The sequence below is a fragment of the Flavobacterium fluviatile genome (assembly GCF_010645065.1).
Taxonomy (GTDB): domain Bacteria; phylum Bacteroidota; class Bacteroidia; order Flavobacteriales; family Flavobacteriaceae; genus Flavobacterium; species Flavobacterium fluviatile.
The window spans coordinates 1-19,148 of the sequence record NZ_JAADZW010000017.1; the positions used below are offsets into that span (position 1 = coordinate 1).

A 19,148-nucleotide genomic window follows, 5' to 3' on the forward strand; every position below is an offset into this window, starting at 1 on the left:
TTATATTTGAAAAAAGGCTCCGATTATAAAAACCGAAGCCTAAACTTTTCAACTTACACACTTTTTGGGATAGTGTCTTTTTTTTTAAAGTAATAATTTATTTCAATATTCTAAAGTGCTTTACAAAGTCTTTGTATTTATCACTTAAGGTAACTTTGTGCTTTCCTTTTAAGACAATCAAATTATCGTTTACAATTATTTCTTCTATTTTACTTGCGTTTACAATATAATTCCGATGCGTCTGAAAAAATTTTGCAGGATCCAGCAGCTGAATAATTTTAGTAAGAGAAATTAAAATGACAAATTTTTCCGTTTCGGTTATGATGTTGCAATAGCGGTCTTCAACTTCTATATACACAATGTCCTTTATTTGTACTTTTTTAAGGGATTTGTTTTTTTTGATAAACAGCGAGTCGTTACTGACTACTGCATTTTGGTCTTCGCTGTGAAAAGCATTCGTCTGTCCGTAAAATTTTTCGACAGCCATTTCGAGTGCGTACAAAATTTCCAGTTCGTTGAATGGCTTTAATAAAAAACTGAAAGGCTTCGTTAATTTTGCCCTTTCAAAAACCTGGCGGTCTTTTGAACTGGTTAAAAAAACAAATGGCTTTACACTATTAGGAACAATATTTATGGTTTCTGCAAATGTAATTCCGTCCGCTTTTCCGTCTAAAAAAACATCGATAACCACGATGTCAATTTCTTTTTCATAAAACAGCGTTAATGCTTCCTGATAGGTCCGGGCAATTCCGGCAATGTTGTAATTGTTTTCTGAAAGTACTTTTATAAGTGCATCGCTTTCTTCCGGTGTATCTTCGACAATGAGTACATTAATACTATCCATGATTTTTAAACTTTGGTAATGCTATGATAATTCTGGTTCCTACATTCTCTTCACTCTCTATATCGAGTTTTCCTTCGTTTTTCCGAATCAGGCTTTTGCACAGCTGCATTCCTAATCCGGTACCTACAATATCATCGTTTTGCTTTTTAGAAAGCAAAACGGTTTCTTTTAATAATTCTTTTCTTGTTGCTTCGTTCATTCCTAATCCGGTGTCTTCGATGACCAGATAACAAAAATCTTCTGATGCAGGACGACTGTAAATAGAAATCTTTCCGTTTTCTTTAGAGAATTTAATCGCATTGTCTAAAAAATTCCGAATAATGATTTTGAGTGAATCCATATCTGCAAACACATAATCTGAAGCCGAAACACTGCTTTTAAAATCAATATTTTTGTTTAGCATCAAAGGCTTGTAATTGTACTCTACATGCTCTACAATTCTAATCAAATGCAATGATTCCCGATAAAAGTAACCCTGTTGTGTTTGCAGCAAAGCCCAATTAAGCAGATTGTCTAATAAATTGTAAGCCCCGCTGGCAATTGAACTGTTTTTATGCAGCAAAACATCTAATTCTGCATAGTTTTTACTTTCCAGATTCTGGATTAATTTACCATTACTCGTTTTTAATGCGTTTACGGAAGAACGCAAATCATGACTTACAATGGAAAACAACTTGTCTTTTGTAGCATTAAGCTCATCGAGTTCGTTTTTCTGCGCTAAGATGATTTTATTGTTCCTTATTTTCTGCCTGTAAAAATAAACTCCTGTACCTAACAGTACAAACAATAAAACCGAAGAAATGAGAAACCCATTTCTTTCGGCTATTTTTGCTTTATTCTCTGCAGCGAGAACGTTAACTTCTTTTTGCTTTTGCTTGATTGCAAATTTCTTTTCCAGATCTGCAATCGCCCAGACTTTGTTTTGATCGTTTAAGGAATCTTTCCAGGCTTCGTATTCTTTTCTGTAAGTTAAGGCTAAGGGGAAGTTTTTTCTGTTTTCTTCTACTGCTGCCATATTTTTGGCTGCTGCTCTTTTTAAATCAAAGGATTTTACTCTTTTGGATAAATGATAGGCTTTTTCAAAATAAGGAATGGCTTGATTATCTTTGTATTGTATATAATATAAATTAGCTAAGGACAAATAAGATTCAATAAGAGCTAATGTATCTTTCTCAATTTCATTTAATTTAGAATTTTTAAATAAATATTCTTCTGCTTTATGAAATTTTTTAAGATGTAAATAGCATAATCCAATGTCTTGTAAAACAGCATTTCTTTTAAAAAAATACTGTTTTTCATTTGCATCCTTAATAAAATTAAAGTATTTCAAAGCTAACTCAAACTCATTTTTTTGTAAAGCTATTTCTCCAAAATAAAAGATAACATTATAATAAAATGCAAAATTTTTAGAAATAAATCCCAATTCATTTTTTGCCTCTTTAAAAAGCTTTTTTCTTAAAAAACTAACACCCCTAAAATAATGGCAATAATCTTTTAATTCAACAACATTTCTTTTACTAAGCTGCTTCATAGAATAGACTAAAGTTGAGTCCCACTCCATTTCAAAAAAGAAATTCTGAGCCTTATCAAAATAAATTTCTTCTTTAAACTTAATTGTTTTATTTTTAATTTGAGTTTTTAACAGATCCTCTTTAGAACTCTGAGAACAAAGAATAGAAGAAAAACAAATTAAAAATAAAAAAGTCAAAAAATTTACGCCTATTTTTTTTTTAAACATACATTATATTGTAGTAACAACCGTCTCAGTTCCTCTTGAAGTCTCCGGATCAATATCCCAAAGGAAAGTCTGAATTATGTTAACATTTTTAAATGCATCTTCTCCATAAGGATCTTGTTCAGCTTTAAAACTTATTTCATAAACATCAAAGTCTGTACTTATAGTATCCTCAATATCATACGTTATAAAAAATTGCAACTGACGCTTTCCATCGAGATCTACATACCAATTTTGATAAATCATAAAATCTAATTTATCATTATTTAGTTCTGTATTGGTTGACACCAAAAAAACAGCTCTGACCTGAAGTGTTTCAGAATCTGTAAAAGTAGCCTGAACTATAGGTGAAAAAGGAATTTGTGTATTGTTTTCTGGAAAGCTTACAGGTTTCTGCGTTAGTTTATTTTTAGTTGCTTTTTTAATGCATTTGCCTGGTGGGTAAATTTTTGAAGTTGGTGAATAAAGGGTGGTTTTTTCCATGGTATCATTTTTAGGTGTTAGATTAATAATTTACTTCTTTGCAACTATTAAAATTTAATGATGAAAATAATTACAAATTTCAGTTGTCAAATATAACAAAGTATTTCTTAATAAGTTTTGAAAAACGTGTTATTAAACGGTATTATTCGCTCTTTAACGTTAAATAAATCTCACATTATCAACATCTAAGCATAATTCATAAAACAAATCCTACTCTTTAGAAACAGAATTTATTGTTGCTTTATTTATCAATTTTTAAAAACTCATAATACAAAGTTTTCGACAAAAATGATTTTTCCTGATAGCTGCGGATATTGCTTTCTCTGTGTAAATCAATATTTCTATGCTCAATTTTATTTTGCAAAAAATAATCATTACGTGCTTCATCGTTAAAATTCAAATCACTTAAAAAAATAGGTTCAACCCCTTTATTAACAGAAATATTATAAGTAGTAATCAGGTTGCCCCAATTAAAATAACTGGAAATCAAGATCGTTCCGTACAAGTACCAAATCATGTGGTTAAAAAGATAAGCGTTTGTTTTTTGCCTGATAATTTTTTGAAAAGAAAGGATTAATCCAATAATCGCTAAAGCTAAAAACAAATACACTCCCAGTCTTTTGTAGGTTAAGCCAAAAAAAGCAATGTATTCTGTATTTTTAGTAAAAGCACTTATAATCAAAGCACAGTTTAATGCAATCCAGATTTTGGCAAGTCTTTTTAGGCGGTTTGCTTTTTCATCAAAATTGAATCTTCCTTTGAAGTAAAACAGAATTACTCCCACAGCCATAATGATGGAGAAGATTACAGCATTTACGCGTTCGTGTGTATCAGAACTTAAATTTGTTTTTTCGACCACCTCAAAAAACTGTTCGTAATTATAGGTTCCAATGAACACCAATAGCATCAGGTTTAAAAGTACCAGTGTAATTTCACCGCTCTTTCTTTCAAAATCTACATCAAGGAAAGAAAATGTGTTTTGGTTTTCCATTTTAGCTGTATTACTAAAATCATTATCCAATAGGTGCTTTTTTTCATAACACACTTCAGGAACCCAGTAATTCCAAAAGCTAAAACAAATATAAAATCCTAAAACAGAAATGACGATTAACTGCCAAAGATCAATATCTAAAGTATAATCTGTAAAGAAAGAAGAAAAATGATCGCTCCCAAAAGAATAGACAATAAAAAACAATCCCAGAAAAACAGCTGGAATAACAACAAAAGCTATCAGCTTTTTTGCAAAATTGTTATGAATTTTCTTTTCGGGAAGCCATTGATTAAACATAAAAATACGGCCTATAGATGCAAATCCGTTTATGAAGATCAACGGTATCACCTGAATTACTTTGAGTTCTCTTTCATGGGTTTTAAATTGTAAAAAGGTAATCGACAATGCCAAGGCCAAAAAAGAAGCAAAATCTCCGTACCAGGCAAATGCCAGACAAGACAATATAGAAGTAACTACTAATATTAAATGGGTTCTGTCTGTAAATTTGTCCTGAAAAAAATAACAGATTGCAGTAGTTAATAGTAACCCAAACAGAGCCAGATTAATACCCACTGTCTCATTGTAAAAAAGCAATGTAAAAATCAAACTGCTGGCCAGAATAAATTGGTGTGTTTTCATGATTTTAAAATTATTATTTACTGTTTTTAAAATTAAAAGTACTTTGTATTTCAAAGTTTTTGAATAAAAAATTTTAGTTATTAGAATTTCATTAATTTTTCGAGATAATTAAGGTGCTCCTTAAAAGCAGCACGCCCAAGATCGGTAACTTTATAAGATGTTCTGGGTTTTTTACCTACGAATTCTTTTTTCACTTCAATATACTGTGCTTTTTCAAGAGCAGAGGAATGACTTGCTAAATTACCATCTGTGATATTCAAAAGTGTTTTCATTTCGGTGAAATCAATCCACTCGTTTACGATCAGAATAGACATTATACCTAATCTGACACGGCTTTCGAAATCCTTATTTAATTTATCAATAATTCCCATCGGGTTATTTGTATTTTCTGAACATTATTAATCCGTACAAGATATGTAAAATACCAAATCCAATTATCCAAAAAATCAAACCATATCCTAAATAAAACATAGAAATAAATCCTAAAACCAATTCACAGTATCCCAAATACTTCACATCAGAAAATGTATATTTTTCAGCATTGACAAGTGCTAAACCGTAAAAAATTAGAGTTGCCGGGGCAATTAAAACATATATTTCATGGTATAAAAGCGCCAGACAAAATATACCGCCAGCCACAAGAGGAATTGCCAAATTTAACAGCATCTTTTTTGTGGCAGATGTCCAGATTGGCAAATGATATTTTCTACTTTTTCTGATGGTGAAAAAAATTCCAAACGTAAGTGCAGCCACCAAAATAATAAGCGCAATCCAAATTAACTCAGATACCAAATTAACTGAATACAATTTATGATACCCATCAAAATAGTCAAGACCATTGGCCTTAAATAACTGATAAACGTACAATCCGCCGATAAGGGCAGACAATCCCGCAAAAACTCCAGAGAGTCCGCTTAAGGATATAAATCTTGAAGAGCGTTCCATCATAGAACGAATATGTGCTAAATCTTCCTGGTGCTTCTGATTCATAATTAAAGTACTTTGCATTACAAAGTTATTATTTATTTTGAATTGGCAAATAAAAATTGAGTTTTATTTTACTGATGTGAAAATTTATTCTACGGGGCTTTGAAAACCTCGTAGAAAGTGTATTCTTAATAAACACGAGTTGCGTGAGGGATAGGAGCTGGCTACCGAAGTAGCGCGGATAGCCCGACCTTATTTAAAGAAAGGCGCTTATAAGTGTAAAGATTGGAGCGCCTTTTTGTAAATAAGGTCACGCCCAAATTATATAAAACGAAAAAAGCCTCTTCTTACGAACAGGCTTTGATCTATATTTAAAATAAAATTATTTGTTTTTTGCGCTTCTCATTTTGCGTGCTAAAAGCGTATTTTTTAATAACATTGCAATGGTCATTGGTCCTACTCCTCCGGGAACAGGAGTTATGAATGATGCTTTTTTGCTAACTCCGTCAAAATCAACATCACCTTTGATAATATATCCTTTTGCGTTTGAAGTATCATCCACACGGGTAATTCCAACGTCGATAACGGTTACTCCTTCTTTTACCATATCTGCTTTTAAGAATTCCGGAACCCCTAAAGCTGTAATAATGATATCAGCATTTTTAGTAAACTCTGCTAAGTCTTTAGTGCGGCTATGTGTTAAGGTAACTGTCGAATCTCCAGGATTTCCTTTACGGCTCATTAATATACTCATTGGGCGACCAACGATGTGGCTTCTTCCAATAACAACTGTATGTTTTCCTGAAGTTTCCACTTTGTAACGCTCTAACAATTCCATAATTCCGAATGGTGTTGCAGGAATAAAACTTTCCATTTCAAGCGCCATTCTTCCGAAGTTTGTTGGATGGAATCCATCTACATCTTTATCCGGATCGATTGCCAAAAGAATTTTTTGCTCATCAATATGTTTTGGTAATGGCAACTGAACAATATAGCCGTCCAGATTGTCATCTTCATTTAGTTCTTTAATTTTTGCTAATAAATCTGCTTCGGTAATATCTTCAGGCAAAGCAACTAAAGTGGAATCAAAACCAATTTGCTCACAGGATTTTACTTTACTTCCCACGTAAGTTAAACTTGCTCCGTTATTTCCAACTAATACTGCTGCTAAATGAGGTACTTTTCCTCCTGCTGCTTTTATGGATTGAACTTCGGCTGCGATTTCGTTTTTAATGTCTTCAGATGTTTTTTTACCGTCTAGTATTTGCATTTTCTTAAAAGGTTTTAAGTTTAAAGTTTCAAGTTTCTAAATGCAGAAACTCTTTTTTATTAATCAATCTTATTATAAAATTTAAGGTCTAAAACTTCAAATAACCTGAAACTTTAAACCTTAAACAAATTTTATTTTATCTTGGCATTCCGCCCGGCATACCTTTCATACCTCCCATCATTTTCATTAGGTTTTTTCCGCCTGGCCCCTGCATCATTTTCATCATTTTGCTCATTTGGTCAAACTGCTTCATCAGCTGATTTACCTGCTCAACTTTAGTTCCCGAACCTTTTGCAATTCTGGCTTTTCTTTTTACATCGATGATAGCCGGCTTGCTTCTTTCTCCAGGTGTCATTGAATAAATGATTGCCTCAATATGTTTGAAAGCATCATCTTCGATCTCAACATCTTTCATGGCTTTTGAAGCACCTGGTATCATTCCGACCAGGTCTTTCATGTTACCCATTTTTTTCACCTGCTGAATCTGCGTTAAGAAATCATCAAAACCGAATTCATTTTTAGCGATTTTCTTTTGAAGTTTTCTGGCTTCTTCTTCGTCAAATTGCTCCTGAGCTCTTTCAACAAGAGACACAACGTCTCCCATCCCTAAGATACGCTCAGCCATACGATCCGGGTAGAAAATGTCGATTGCTTCCATTTTCTCTCCTGTACCCACAAATTTGATTGGTTTGTTTACAACAGATTTAATCGAAAGGGCTGCTCCACCACGTGTATCACCATCTAATTTCGTTAAGATAACCCCATCAAAGTTTAAGATATCGTTGAAAGCTTTTGCGGTGTTTACAGCATCCTGTCCTGTCATAGAATCGACAACAAACAAGGTTTCCTGAGGCTGTATTGCTTTGTGTACACGTGCAATTTCATCCATCATTTCCTGATCTACTGCCAAACGACCAGCTGTATCGACGATAACAACGTTTAAACCGTTTGCTTTGGCATGTTTGATTGCGTTTTGAGCAATTTCTACAGGATTTTTATTTTCCGGCTCTGAGTACACCTCAACACCTATCTGATCTCCCACAACATGAAGCTGGTTAATCGCCGCAGGACGGTAGATATCACACGCTACAAGAAGAGGTTTTTTATTTTTCTTAGTTTTTAAGAAATTAGCTAATTTTCCGGAGAAAGTTGTTTTACCGGAACCCTGCAATCCTGACATCAAAATCACTGTCGGATTTCCTGAAAGATTTACGCCGGCAACATCGCCTCCCATTAATTCAGTCAACTCATCTTTAACAAGTTTAACTAATAACTGACCTGGCTGAAGTGTAGTCAATACATCCTGACCGATTGCTTTTTCTTTTACCCTTGCAGTAAAATCTTTAGCAATTTTAAAGTTAACATCGGCGTCAAGTAATGCACGACGAACTTCTTTTAAGGTATCGGCAACGTTTACTTCTGTAATTTTACCGTGTCCTTTTAATATATGGAACGCTTTATCTAACTTATCACTTAAATTATCAAACATAATTTTGTTTTTTTTGAAGTTGCAAATATAGAACAAAGTTAGAAAGTTTCAAAGATTCAGAGGCGCAAAGGTTTAAAGTTTTAATCTGTAATTTCTGCTTATCGTATTTCTGAAAATCAATTAATACTTCATAAAAAAGAGGTTAGAAAAAACTCTAACCTCTATCAAAAAAAAAATAAAAAAAACTAAGTTATTAACTAATTGAAAAGTTAAATATTGTAATCTCTTAGAATGTTGTTGTACTATTTGCCTGATAAGCAAAATTGAAAGTATAAAAACCAGTATCTTCCGCCTTTAATGGATCTGGAGTTGCAGGAGCTCCTTTATAGTAGCTCAAAATTTCTAATTTTGCATATTTACCATCGTGAGTTTTTATAACAAAAACTTTTCCTGCAATAGGAGAAACAATATGTGAGTTCATATCATAATTATACCAACCTTTTCCACTCCCTTTAGGAATTGCATAAACGGTAGCCGCATCCTGAGCAAAAGCAGAAGCCGCAGGATATAAAGTTACGCTGGAGAATGTTCCCGAAACAATACTGGCTGCACCAGATCCTGTTCTGTTTGGCTCAGCATCAGTCATTTTAACTCCTCCATTTACGATAATAGTTGTAGTATTGAAAGCTATGTCCCAATTATCATTGGTAACGACTTTATTTTCCGAAAAACTGAATTTCGTATAACCTGCTGACGCATTAAGATCAGAAACTTTTTTAGTTTCAACTGCCGGAACCGTGTTATCGTTATTATCATCACTGCTGCAAGATGCGGTAAAAATAAATAATGCTAAAAGTGAAAGTTTTAAGAATTTTGTTTTCATGGTAAAAAGTGTTTAAATAAATATTGATTAAAAATTATATTGGATTCGTGCAAAAAGCTGTCTTCCGGCGAGATTAGGAATCTGTCCCGGGTCTGTGTAGTCAAATAAATTATTCGCTCCGGCCTGAAGCATTATTTTATCAACTATATATTTTGAAACTGATAAATTTGTTAATGCATAACCCTTTACAAATGTGTCATATTTGTCAAGAATCTGATTTCCGTTGGTATCATAAAGTCCATATTTGCTACGGTAGAAAACACGGAGATTGATATCGGTTTTGATTTTCGGAATAGTGTAAGCAAACTTTATATTCGCTGTATGTTTGGATCTGTTGTATAATCCGAAATAATCTGATTTACTTATCTCAACCGTTTGTAATTCTGAATTGCGGATATATTGATAGTCTTCAAAATTGTCAACAACATCCTTATTTTTAGCAATTAAATATTGGTATCCTAATGATAACGAGAATTCTTTAGTAAAACTATACATCGAATTGTATTCAATACCGTAAGTAAATATTTTATTGAAATTGGAATAACTAAAAATATTCTGGCTGTTCGTTTTTGTGGCTACAATTTGGGTATCAATCAAATTACTAATTGAATTATAGAAGGCATTAATATCCATTCTGAGTTTATTCTTTTTGTAAAAAGTTCCAAAATTGACGTTAATCGAGCTTTCTGCCTCCAGTGGTTTGTCAAAATTAACTCCTGCCACTCTTGATAAAAGCTGACCTTCCTCTTCTAATTGATTCAAACGTGCTTCGGCAACATTATATCCTAAAACCGTATAGCCCACTGACGGATTTGTAAAATCGAAAAACAGCTGACGGAAATCCGGTGCTTTGTAACCATATCCGACAGACGATTTTAAAGAAAAATTATTATTGATTTTATAATTGACAGCCAGTTTAGGACTAAACTGCGAGGCGTATTCGCTATGATTATCATACCTAAATCCGGCAAGAACATTCCATTTTTCTGTTGGATTCCAATCATATTGTAAAAAAACATATTGGGAATTAAACTTTACATTCTTATCAAAATAAGTTCTGTCTAAAGTCTCATAATTCAACCCAATTCCTCCTGTAATTTTATCGTTTTTAAGAGAAAGGGTTGTTCTGATTTCGGGACGAAAAAGCCACTGATTGTAATAGGCATCCTCGTAACGAACATTATTCTGGTCATTCAAAAAGGAATCATTTTTATAATTTGTAGCATATAATTCGTATTCAGAATAGAACTTATCATTCCATTTATGCTCTAATTTAACTTGTGAGTTCCACTCCTTTTCTGTCGCATCACCTTCGTAATTTTCAGACTCTATTACAGCTTTATTATCCATTTTCATATCATAAAAACGGTTGCTCACTATTAATTTCAAATGCTCTGAGAAGTCATAGTATATTTTAGGCTGAAGGGTAAAATTGTAAAATGGTTCTACATTTTTTAGAGGTGTGTTTTTGTCTAAATCGTAACCATCTGTAGCATAAAAATTAGCAAACAGATTAGCAGAGAATTTCTTCTTTTTCCAAAGAAGGTTTGCATTGGCATCATTAGTGTTAAATGTAGCATACCTGTATGAAAGGCTTCCAGAAAACATATCTTTACCAGGTTTTTTTGTAATTACATTGATTACTCCTCCCATCGCTTCAGACCCATATAAGGCAGACGAAGCCCCTTTTACAATTTCGATTCTTTCTATATTTCCAACAGAAACCCGGGACAAATCCAAAACGCCCGAACTTCTTCCCACAAGTGGTACACCATCAATTAAAATCATAGTGTAGGCAGCATCAAGTCCCTGCATTTGAATTCCTTCGAAACCACTTTCGTCAGGAATCAAAATAATTCCTGTTTGTTCACTTAGAATTTCATTTAATCTGGTAACACCTGATTTTATAATTGCTTCGGATGTGATAATTGTCATCGGTAATGGCAATGACGAAAGTACCCTTTCTGTTCGGGTTGCAGTGGTAACCTTAACTTCGGATAATTCATTTGTTTCAACACTATCTTTTTGCACTTTCTGAGCAAACGAAATTTGACAAAAAACAAACAGCACAAAAAGAGTAATTCTAATTTTCATTATTTTTATTCAGTCTTAATAATGCTGCAAATATATAATTATTTTTATTTATTCTAAATAAAGTTTATATATTTGCCAAAAAATTTTAAAACAAATAAATATAAGTTATGATTACAAAAAGCCTCTATTTATCAGCCGTAATGGCTTTAGCCTGCAGTCTTGGTTTTAGCCAGGATAAAAAACAGCAGGATATTAAATCTATTAAATCAATGTGCGGCTGCTATGAAGTGAAATTTAATTTTGCAGAAACTTTTCAGTATGCGAAGGATTCAGCCTCTTACAAACCTTCACAGACAAAACACGAGTCGGCTCTGGAATGGGTAGAATTAATAGAAGACACTCCAAATAAAATCTCAATGCAGCATTTATTGATTGTAAGCGATGATATGATTATTAAACACTGGAGGCAGGACTGGCTCTATGAAAACACCGATTTATATTTGTTTGACAAAAACACGTCATGGAAGTACAAAAAACTCGATAAAAAAGCGGTTAAAGGACAATGGACTCAAAAAGTATATCAGGTAGATGACAGTCCAAGATACGAAGGAACTGCAACATGGGTTCACGTTGATGGTCAGGATTACTGGGCAAACGTAACTGACGCCCCGCTGCCAAGAAGAGAGCAGACAAAGCGTAATGACTATAATGTCTTAAAAAGAAGAAACATTCACGAAATCACTTCAACAGGCTGGAATCACGAACAGGATAACCAAAAACTGATCAGGGATGAAAACGGAAAAGATGTTTTGTTAGCTGAAGAAAAAGGAATGGACGTTTACACTAAAGTTCCGGATAGTAAATGTATTGCCGGTCAAAAATGGTGGAAGGAAAATAATACTCTTTGGAAAAATGTTCGTGACAAATGGCAAACCCTTTTTGAAAGGAACAAAGACTTAAACTTAGAAGCTAAAGTCAATAAAAAAGCATTATACTCACTTTTGTTTGATTTGAAACCAAATGCGACAAAAGCAGAAACTGATGCGATAATCGAAAAGTTTGTAAAATAAATAGTTGTGTTAGTTGTTAAAGAGCCGGTAATTTTTAAAGTTACCGGCTTTTTTCGAATTTATTTATTGTGCACACTCAGAATAAGTAATTGCATGTTTCGTTAAATCTGTCCATTTTGGATCTGCAGAAGACTCTGCAATCAATTTCTCGCAGCTTTTCCACAAAGGCAAAAATTCTTTTTTGTAATCTTTTTTCTTTAGTAAAAATGCAGGCTCATTCTTTTTTGCTACATAAAAAGATTTAATATCACCTCCAACAAGTTTCATACCTCCTACTCCTAATGAAGCTGTTTTTTTGGCGTAAGGATCGCAATAAATTCTAAATTCCTTACTAAACGAAGGATTAAGAAGCTGCATAAGTAATTTAGTGTTTTTCTTTTTAATCTTTACATCTGTAGTTTCAAAATAAGCATAACCGGCATTTAAGTGTGTCTCGTTTAATTTTTCATCATTCCATTTTTTGAAATCAGAAGCAAAATTTAATTTCTTTCCTAAATTGTCAAGACCGCTTGGTGGCAGGTACATGAATTTAATATCTTCAGGTTTTAGTTTATGTTTTTTTCCGGTTCCGTCTTGTAATTTTATAAATTCGATCAATCCCTCATCTCTGTCGATATCTTTAATTGTTCCATTTATTTCAGTACCATCCGCTAAAGTAATATAGGCTGTTTCACTATGTGAAAAACCATAAGAAGGCGCAACTAAGTCTTGCGCTTTAATTGAAATTGTACCAAACACAAATAAAAGTGTAAGCAATTTAAAAGTTTGTTTTTTAATCATTTTTTTGGTTTTAAAATTATTGCTTACTCTTACGATTTTCAGCTTACTCGATATCGTCAATTATTTACTTCAGAACAGTAACACTAAGAAAAATTTAAACCATATTTTCCTACTGTAAACATAAATATAAAAAGCATATATACAAATAAAAAAAAATATTTTTTAGAAGAAATTTCAATCATAAATCATCAAATATTTTTACATTAATTACATCATTTAGTACCTGAAAATTCCAAAAAAAAGAGCCAAATAGCTTTTTACACCTATTTGGCTCTTTGAAATTTAATTTTATAAACTTTACATCCTTTCCGGAACCTCAATTCCTAATAATGAAAATGCTGATTTTATAACCTCAGCGACTTTTTGTGAAAGCTGCACCCTGAAGATTTTTTTAGTCATATCAGCTTCACCCAAAATGTGAACCGATTGGTAGAATGAGTTATATTCTTTTACCAAATCATACGTATAATTGGCAATCAAAGCCGGGCTATGGTTTTGAGCGGCATTTTGAATTATTTCAGGAAAAAGCTGGATTTGTTTTACCAGTTCTTTTTCTTTTTCATGCATTTGTTCAATTGCCGATTTTTCAGAAAAATCAAAGTCAGCTTTACGAATGATAGATTGAATCCTTGCATATGTATATTGAATAAACGGACCTGTATTACCTGCAAAATCAACAGATTCTTCTGGATTGAACAAAATACGTTTTTTTGGATCTACCTTTAGAATGTAATATTTCAAAGCCCCAAGTCCGATTGTCTTGTATAATCTGGCTTTTTCTTCAACTGAATAGCTGTCTAATTTACCTAAATCTTCAGAAATTTGTTTGGCTGTTGCCGTCATATCATACATCAAATCATCAGCATCTACCACTGTTCCTTCACGGCTTTTCATTTTTCCGGAGGGCAAATCAACCATCCCGTATGATAAATGATATAAGTTTGAAGCCCAGTCGAAACCTAACTTTTTCAGAATTAAGAATAATACTTTAAAATGATAATCCTGCTCGTTACCAACAGTGTAAACCATTCCGCCAACATCCGGCATGTCTTTTACACGCTGGATTGCAGTCCCGATATCCTGTGTCATGTAAACTGCAGTTCCGTCAGAACGCAAAACAATTTTACGATCCAGACCTTCATCCGTCAGATCAATCCAGACTGAACCATCAGGATCTTTTTCAAAAACCCCTTTGTCAAGTCCTACCTGAACCACATCTTTTCCTAATAAATAGGTATTGCTTTCGTAGTAATATTTATCAAAATCGACTCCAAGATTGGTGTATGTTGTAGCAAAACCGTCATAAACCCATTGGTTCATTTTTTCCCAGAGTGCAATTACTTTTTCATCTCCTGCTTCCCATTTTTTTAGCATATCCTGCGCTTCAATAATTATTGGCGCTTGCTTTTTTGCCTCTTCTTCTGTCTTACCTGCTTCTATTAGTGTATTAATTTCACCTTTATAAGCTTTATCAAACTCAACATAATATTTACCAACTAATTTGTCTCCTTTTAAACCAGAACTTTCCGGAGTTTCACCATTTCCAAATTTCTCCCAGGCAAGCATCGATTTGCAGATATGGATTCCACGGTCGTTGATGATTTGGGTTTTGTATACTTTTTTACCGGAAGCCTTCAAAATTTCAGCAACAGAATAACCCAATAAGTTATTACGAACATGCCCTAAGTGTAAAGGTTTATTGGTATTTGGGGAGGAATACTCCACCATTACAGCCTTATCTCCCGGATTTGGTTTTACATATCCAAATTTATTATTAGCTCTTATTTCATTAAAGAAATTCAGGTAATAACTATCTGCAATGACGATATTAAGAAAGCCAGAAACAACATTGAATCTTGCGACTTCAGCCACATTTTCAACGAGAAAATCTCCAATTTTATTTCCTAATTCGGCAGGATTGCTTTTAATCACTTTCAATAAAGGAAAAAGTACCATGGTAATATCGCCTTCAAACTCTTTTCGCGTAGCCTGAAATTCGATTTTATCAACAGTAACATCAAATAATGCCTGAATAGCTTTTTGTATAGAAGGTGTAAGAATTTGTGATAATGACATGTAAACTTATTTTAAAGTGAGCAAATATACTGCTTATTCACCAATTAGAGAAAATGAAAAACATATTAAATACCGGAAAACAGTTAGAAATTCTTAAAAACAATCTTGCCTCAATTGTTAAAAATATCAAAAATAAAAAGGCTAATCAATTATAAAACAAGACATCAAAGAGTGTTTTGATTTTTTCTTATAAAATTTCTGTAACAAATCGTTAATATAAAGGTCTTATTATCAAATTTTAATACAAGCATCATCAATCAAATCAAAACAATCAATTAACAAGTTATGAAATTAAAATTCTTTTTGTTCGCATTACTGGGCGTAATTGCAACAACTCAGGCCCAGAACACGGGAACTGTTTCGGGGAAAATTATTGAAAAATCAAATAAGGCTCCCATTTCTTATGCTACAGTTTCTATTAAAGACAACGGAAAAGTCGTTTCCGGAATAAACACAGACGACAACGGAGATTTTACAATTAAAAACCTTGCCCTTAAAAGCTACACAATCGAAATTCAGTATATAGGATTTAGAAAATACATTGGATCTGTACTTTTGAGCGACAATAAAAAATCGGCTACGGTTAATGTATCTCTTGAAGAAGAAGCTACACAGCTAAAAGGAGTAAATATTGTGGCTGAACGTTCTACTATTGAGCAGAAAATTGACCGAAAAGTAATTAACGTTGGAAAAGACCTGACAACCGCCGGAGCATCTGCATCTGATATCATGAATAATATTCCGTCTGTAAATGTAGATCAGGACGGAAAGCTTTCGCTTCGCGGAAACGACAATGTACGCGTGTTAATTGACGGAAGGCCAACAAATCTTGATCCGGCACAATTGCTGAAACAGATTCCGTCAACTTCGATCAAAAAAATTGAACTGATTACCAATCCAAGTGCCAAATACAACCCGGAAGGAATGTCGGGAATCATCAATATTGTGTTGCATAAAAATGCTAATACAGGATTCAACGGAACTTATAGCGGTGGAATTACCTTTGGCGAAACGGCCAAATACAATCAGTCTTTAGACCTGAATTACAAAACCGGCAAAGTGAATTTCTTTGGAAACGGAGGAACTAATTTTGGAACTTATTTTAATGATGGTTATATCACAAAAACGGATAATACTATTGTTCAGGATTTGAAAATTTCTAATGAAAATGATTCGTATCTCTACAAAATCGGAATGGATTATTTGATAGATGACCACAATACTTTGTCTTTTTACACTACTCAAAACAAAGCCACAGGTCTTGGATTGATAGATACTGATATTGATTATATTAATTCAGCAGAAGGAATCGGCAATATCTTTCAGAAAGCAAGATATCAGGGACCAAACGAAACCGGAACCTACAATTTAGCTTACAAACACATCTTTAAAAAAGAAGGTCATACTTTAGATTTTGAAGGAAATTATAGTGACACTGAAGAAACTCAAAATGCCAGTTTTGATACTGAAACTACAAAAACAGATAATACATCCAGCAACATTGTTTATAATGATTTTATAAAAGACGAAAGAAAATTAAGCACTTTGAATGTTGATTATGTAAATCCGTTAAACGAAAAAACCACACTTGAAGCAGGTGCTGAAGCCAGAATCACCAGAACAGAAAACAATTATAACACAAGTAATCCGTTTGCTGAATTACCGGTTTCTAACTATACTTATGATATTGATATCTATTCAGCTTATGTAACTTTTGGACAGAAATTCAATAAATTCAGTTATCAGGCAGGACTTCGTTTCGAGAGTTACAAGGTCGCTGCTAACCTAAATGATGGCTTGGAAAAATTTGACGATGATTATATTACCTTATATCCATCAGCATATCTAACTTATAATTTAAACGAGAAAAACACTTTACAACTAAGCTACAGCCGTCGTGTAGATCGTCCGAGTTTAGAGCAGACAAAACCTATTCGTGAGTTTTCTACTCCATTGGTTACTTCTTTTGGAAATCCTGAATTAAGACCTCAGTTCACCAATTCTGTTGAATTAAATTATACTAAAACATTAGAAAAAGGAAGTTTTACTACAGGAGTATTTTTTAGAAGTATCCATGACCCGATTGGCAGAGTCTTAGAATCAGATGAATCCGATCCGAATAAGCAAATTATGACTTTTACCAACTATGATCACAATACTTCATACGGATTTGAAGTTTCTTTCAATTATAAAATCACAAAATGGTGGGATATTCAGCCTTCTGTTGATTTTTCAAGTATTAACCAAAAAGGAGTTGTATCTAAATATGATCCTGTAGAAAATAGTAGCAAACCAGAAGAGAGAACAGTTACTGTTGCGGCATTTAATGGACGTATGAATTCAAACTTTAAGGCAAACAAACGATTAAGCTTTTTATTGTTCGGTTTTTACAGAGGAGCAGTTGAAGGAATACAAAATGACAGCCATGAAATGTACAAAATAGATATAGGTTCACGCTACACTTTATTAGACAATAAAATGAACCTGAGCTTACGTTTTAATGATGTTTTCAATACTATGAAATATGCTTTTGACACCCAATATCCTTATCCGCAATCAGGACAATTTACGTGGGAAAGTCAAACCGTTTATTTAGGACTAACCTACAATTTTGGAGGTGCAAAAATTAAAAACCTACAGCGTAAACAAAGAGAAGATAACACTAATAAAGGCGGGGGCGGAATGTTTTAGTCCATTTTTAATTTTTGAATATTTTTTAATTAGTACTTGTAGAAAAAAGGACTGAAGTTTGCCAGCTTCAGTCCTTTTTACTTATAACCATTTATAAAAAATTTCGAATTTCTTTTACTTCTTCAGGATTTGCTTTCTCTGTATTATCTGTAATAGCTGACGAATGGTAAAAAGTAGGCTCTAACTTATCCTGCAATAATTTTATATTTGAGGATCGCAATCCGCCGCCAGGCATAATTTCAATTCTGCTGTTTGCTAATTTTTGGATTTTCTCCAGATTGAAAATTCCTTCTTCAACATTTATTTCCTGACCGGAAGTTAAAATCGTTTTGAAACCACAATCTATAACATCTTCTAAAGATTTTTCGACATCTTTTACCACATCAAAAGCCCGGTGAAAAGTACAGGAAAGCGGCTTGGCTAAATTGACTAATTCCTGATTTTTCTTTTATTTACACTGCCATCCTCGTTTAAAACTCCGAAAACAAAACCATCAACTCCTAATTTTTTAAACTGTTTTATATCCTGCTTCATTTCGGCAATTTCTTCATCGTCATAAACGAAATCCCCACCTCTCGGTCTTATCATAACATGCATTTTTATAGTAAGTTTTTCACGAAGTTTAACCGTTAAGACGTAATTTGGGGTTGTGCCGCCCAGCTTCATATTCTCACACAATTCAATTCGGTCAGCACCATGATCCTGTGCAATCAATGCTGATTCGTAATTAAAGCAGGCTATTTCAAGCTGGTTTTTCATTTTATAACAGAAATTAAAACGCTAAAATATAAATTATCATTTTACACACTTTTAAAATCTCATAATAAAATGCTAATAAAAATTTCATTCAGCCTAAAGTTTATATTTTTGCCTGATGCTGAATTCAATTAGACAAAACAAAAAACTTAGTTTCTTTTGGGCTTTTATGGCACTGTATCTTCTTAATTGCAGTGTTGACACCAGTGATTTTAATTCTAGTTTTAATCCGGAAAATTTATCAATTAACGATCAGGAAAGCATTATAGAACTTGTTGTAGAAAAAGTTTTAGGCTATCAAAATGCTATTCCTGAAATAGATGACTGTGATTCTGATGATCATACAATATTAAAGAAAACTGTAGCATTAGACTTTTTTATGCTTCCTTATTTCAATATCAATATTAGTCAGACCTACGGTAATTTGGAAACTAAAAACACTTGTTTTACTAATTCATCTCATTTAAAAACGTATTTAGAAATTCATTCTCCCCCACCCGAAGCATAATTTGTTACTTCTATTTCATTTGATTTTGTTTT

The 19,148-nt window shown here is 33.0% G+C and carries 15 protein-coding genes and 1 pseudogene; 3 read left to right on the forward strand and 13 right to left on the reverse strand.

The window, feature by feature from the left end; genetic code table 11:
• Nucleotides 1-97 precede the first annotated feature (97 nt).
• The 10 genes from GXM17_RS15415 to GXM17_RS15460 form a co-directional block, all read right to left on the reverse strand.
• Nucleotides 98-844, reverse strand: coding sequence for a LytR/AlgR family response regulator transcription factor (locus GXM17_RS15415; protein ID WP_163400219.1), 747 nt, complete (start codon nt 842-844; stop codon nt 98-100).
• The gene (locus tag GXM17_RS15420) at nt 837-2,405 is read right to left on the reverse strand and encodes a tetratricopeptide repeat-containing sensor histidine kinase (RefSeq protein WP_244307414.1); all 1,569 of its coding nucleotides are present in this window, start codon (nt 2,403-2,405) and stop codon (nt 837-839) included. The genes GXM17_RS15415 and GXM17_RS15420 overlap by 8 nt, the downstream gene beginning before the upstream one ends.
• A gap of 180 nt (nt 2,406-2,585) precedes the next feature.
• Nucleotides 2,586-3,062 (reverse strand): hypothetical protein, encoded by a 477-nt coding sequence (locus GXM17_RS15425; protein WP_163400221.1) that lies wholly within the window; start codon nt 3,060-3,062, stop codon nt 2,586-2,588.
• Between the two features lie 241 nt (nt 3,063-3,303).
• Nucleotides 3,304-4,692, reverse strand: coding sequence for a DUF4153 domain-containing protein (locus GXM17_RS15430; protein WP_163400222.1), 1,389 nt, complete (start codon nt 4,690-4,692; stop codon nt 3,304-3,306).
• An 80-nt stretch (nt 4,693-4,772) separates the two neighbouring features.
• Nucleotides 4,773-5,063 carry a winged helix-turn-helix domain-containing protein gene (locus GXM17_RS15435; RefSeq protein WP_163400223.1) on the reverse strand — a complete coding sequence of 97 codons (291 nt, stop codon included), beginning with the start codon at nt 5,061-5,063 and terminating at the stop codon, nt 4,773-4,775.
• A 4-nt stretch (nt 5,064-5,067) separates the two neighbouring features.
• Nucleotides 5,068-5,682 (reverse strand): hypothetical protein, encoded by a 615-nt coding sequence (locus GXM17_RS15440; protein ID WP_163400224.1) that lies wholly within the window; start codon nt 5,680-5,682, stop codon nt 5,068-5,070.
• Between the two features lie 319 nt (nt 5,683-6,001).
• The gene (locus GXM17_RS15445) at nt 6,002-6,889 is read right to left on the reverse strand and encodes a bifunctional 5,10-methylenetetrahydrofolate dehydrogenase/5,10-methenyltetrahydrofolate cyclohydrolase (RefSeq protein ID WP_163400225.1); all 888 of its coding nucleotides are present in this window, start codon (nt 6,887-6,889) and stop codon (nt 6,002-6,004) included.
• Between the two features lie 136 nt (nt 6,890-7,025).
• Nucleotides 7,026-8,378, reverse strand: coding sequence for a signal recognition particle protein (gene ffh / locus GXM17_RS15450; protein ID WP_163400226.1), 1,353 nt, complete (start codon nt 8,376-8,378; stop codon nt 7,026-7,028).
• Between the two features lie 226 nt (nt 8,379-8,604).
• On the reverse strand, nt 8,605-9,201 hold the full coding sequence (locus GXM17_RS15455) for an HmuY family protein (RefSeq protein WP_163400227.1): 597 nt from the start codon (nt 9,199-9,201) through the stop codon (nt 8,605-8,607).
• A gap of 27 nt (nt 9,202-9,228) precedes the next feature.
• Nucleotides 9,229-11,295: a TonB-dependent receptor plug domain-containing protein gene (locus GXM17_RS15460; RefSeq protein WP_163400228.1), complete on the reverse strand. Its 2,067-nt coding sequence runs from the start codon at nt 11,293-11,295 to the stop codon at nt 9,229-9,231.
• Nucleotides 11,296-11,402: 107 nt separating this feature from the next.
• On the opposite strand from GXM17_RS15460, the gene GXM17_RS15465 reads away from it, so the two are divergent.
• Nucleotides 11,403-12,305 (forward strand): DUF6607 family protein, encoded by a 903-nt coding sequence (locus tag GXM17_RS15465; protein WP_163400229.1) that lies wholly within the window; start codon nt 11,403-11,405, stop codon nt 12,303-12,305.
• A gap of 63 nt (nt 12,306-12,368) precedes the next feature.
• Here GXM17_RS15465 and GXM17_RS15470 read toward each other — a convergent pair whose 3' ends face one another.
• Entirely contained in the window at nt 12,369-13,085 is a 717-nt protein-coding gene (locus tag GXM17_RS15470) for a hypothetical protein (protein ID WP_163400230.1), read from the reverse strand.
• Between the two features lie 297 nt (nt 13,086-13,382).
• Entirely contained in the window at nt 13,383-15,161 is a 1,779-nt protein-coding gene (argS, locus tag GXM17_RS15475) for an arginine--tRNA ligase (protein ID WP_163400231.1), read from the reverse strand.
• Between the two features lie 285 nt (nt 15,162-15,446).
• On the opposite strand from argS, the gene GXM17_RS15480 reads away from it, so the two are divergent.
• Entirely contained in the window at nt 15,447-17,852 is a 2,406-nt protein-coding gene (locus tag GXM17_RS15480; RefSeq protein ID WP_163400232.1) for a TonB-dependent receptor, read from the forward strand.
• A 91-nt stretch (nt 17,853-17,943) separates the two neighbouring features.
• Here the strand turns inward: GXM17_RS15480 and GXM17_RS15485 are convergent.
• A pseudogene (locus tag GXM17_RS15485) lies at nt 17,944-18,611 on the reverse strand (copper homeostasis protein CutC).
• 115 nt (nt 18,612-18,726) lie between these two features.
• On the opposite strand from GXM17_RS15485, the gene GXM17_RS15490 reads away from it, so the two are divergent.
• Nucleotides 18,727-19,116 carry a hypothetical protein gene (locus tag GXM17_RS15490; RefSeq protein ID WP_163400233.1) on the forward strand — a complete coding sequence of 130 codons (390 nt, stop codon included), beginning with the start codon at nt 18,727-18,729 and terminating at the stop codon, nt 19,114-19,116.
• Nucleotides 19,117-19,148: the final 32 nt, after the last annotated feature.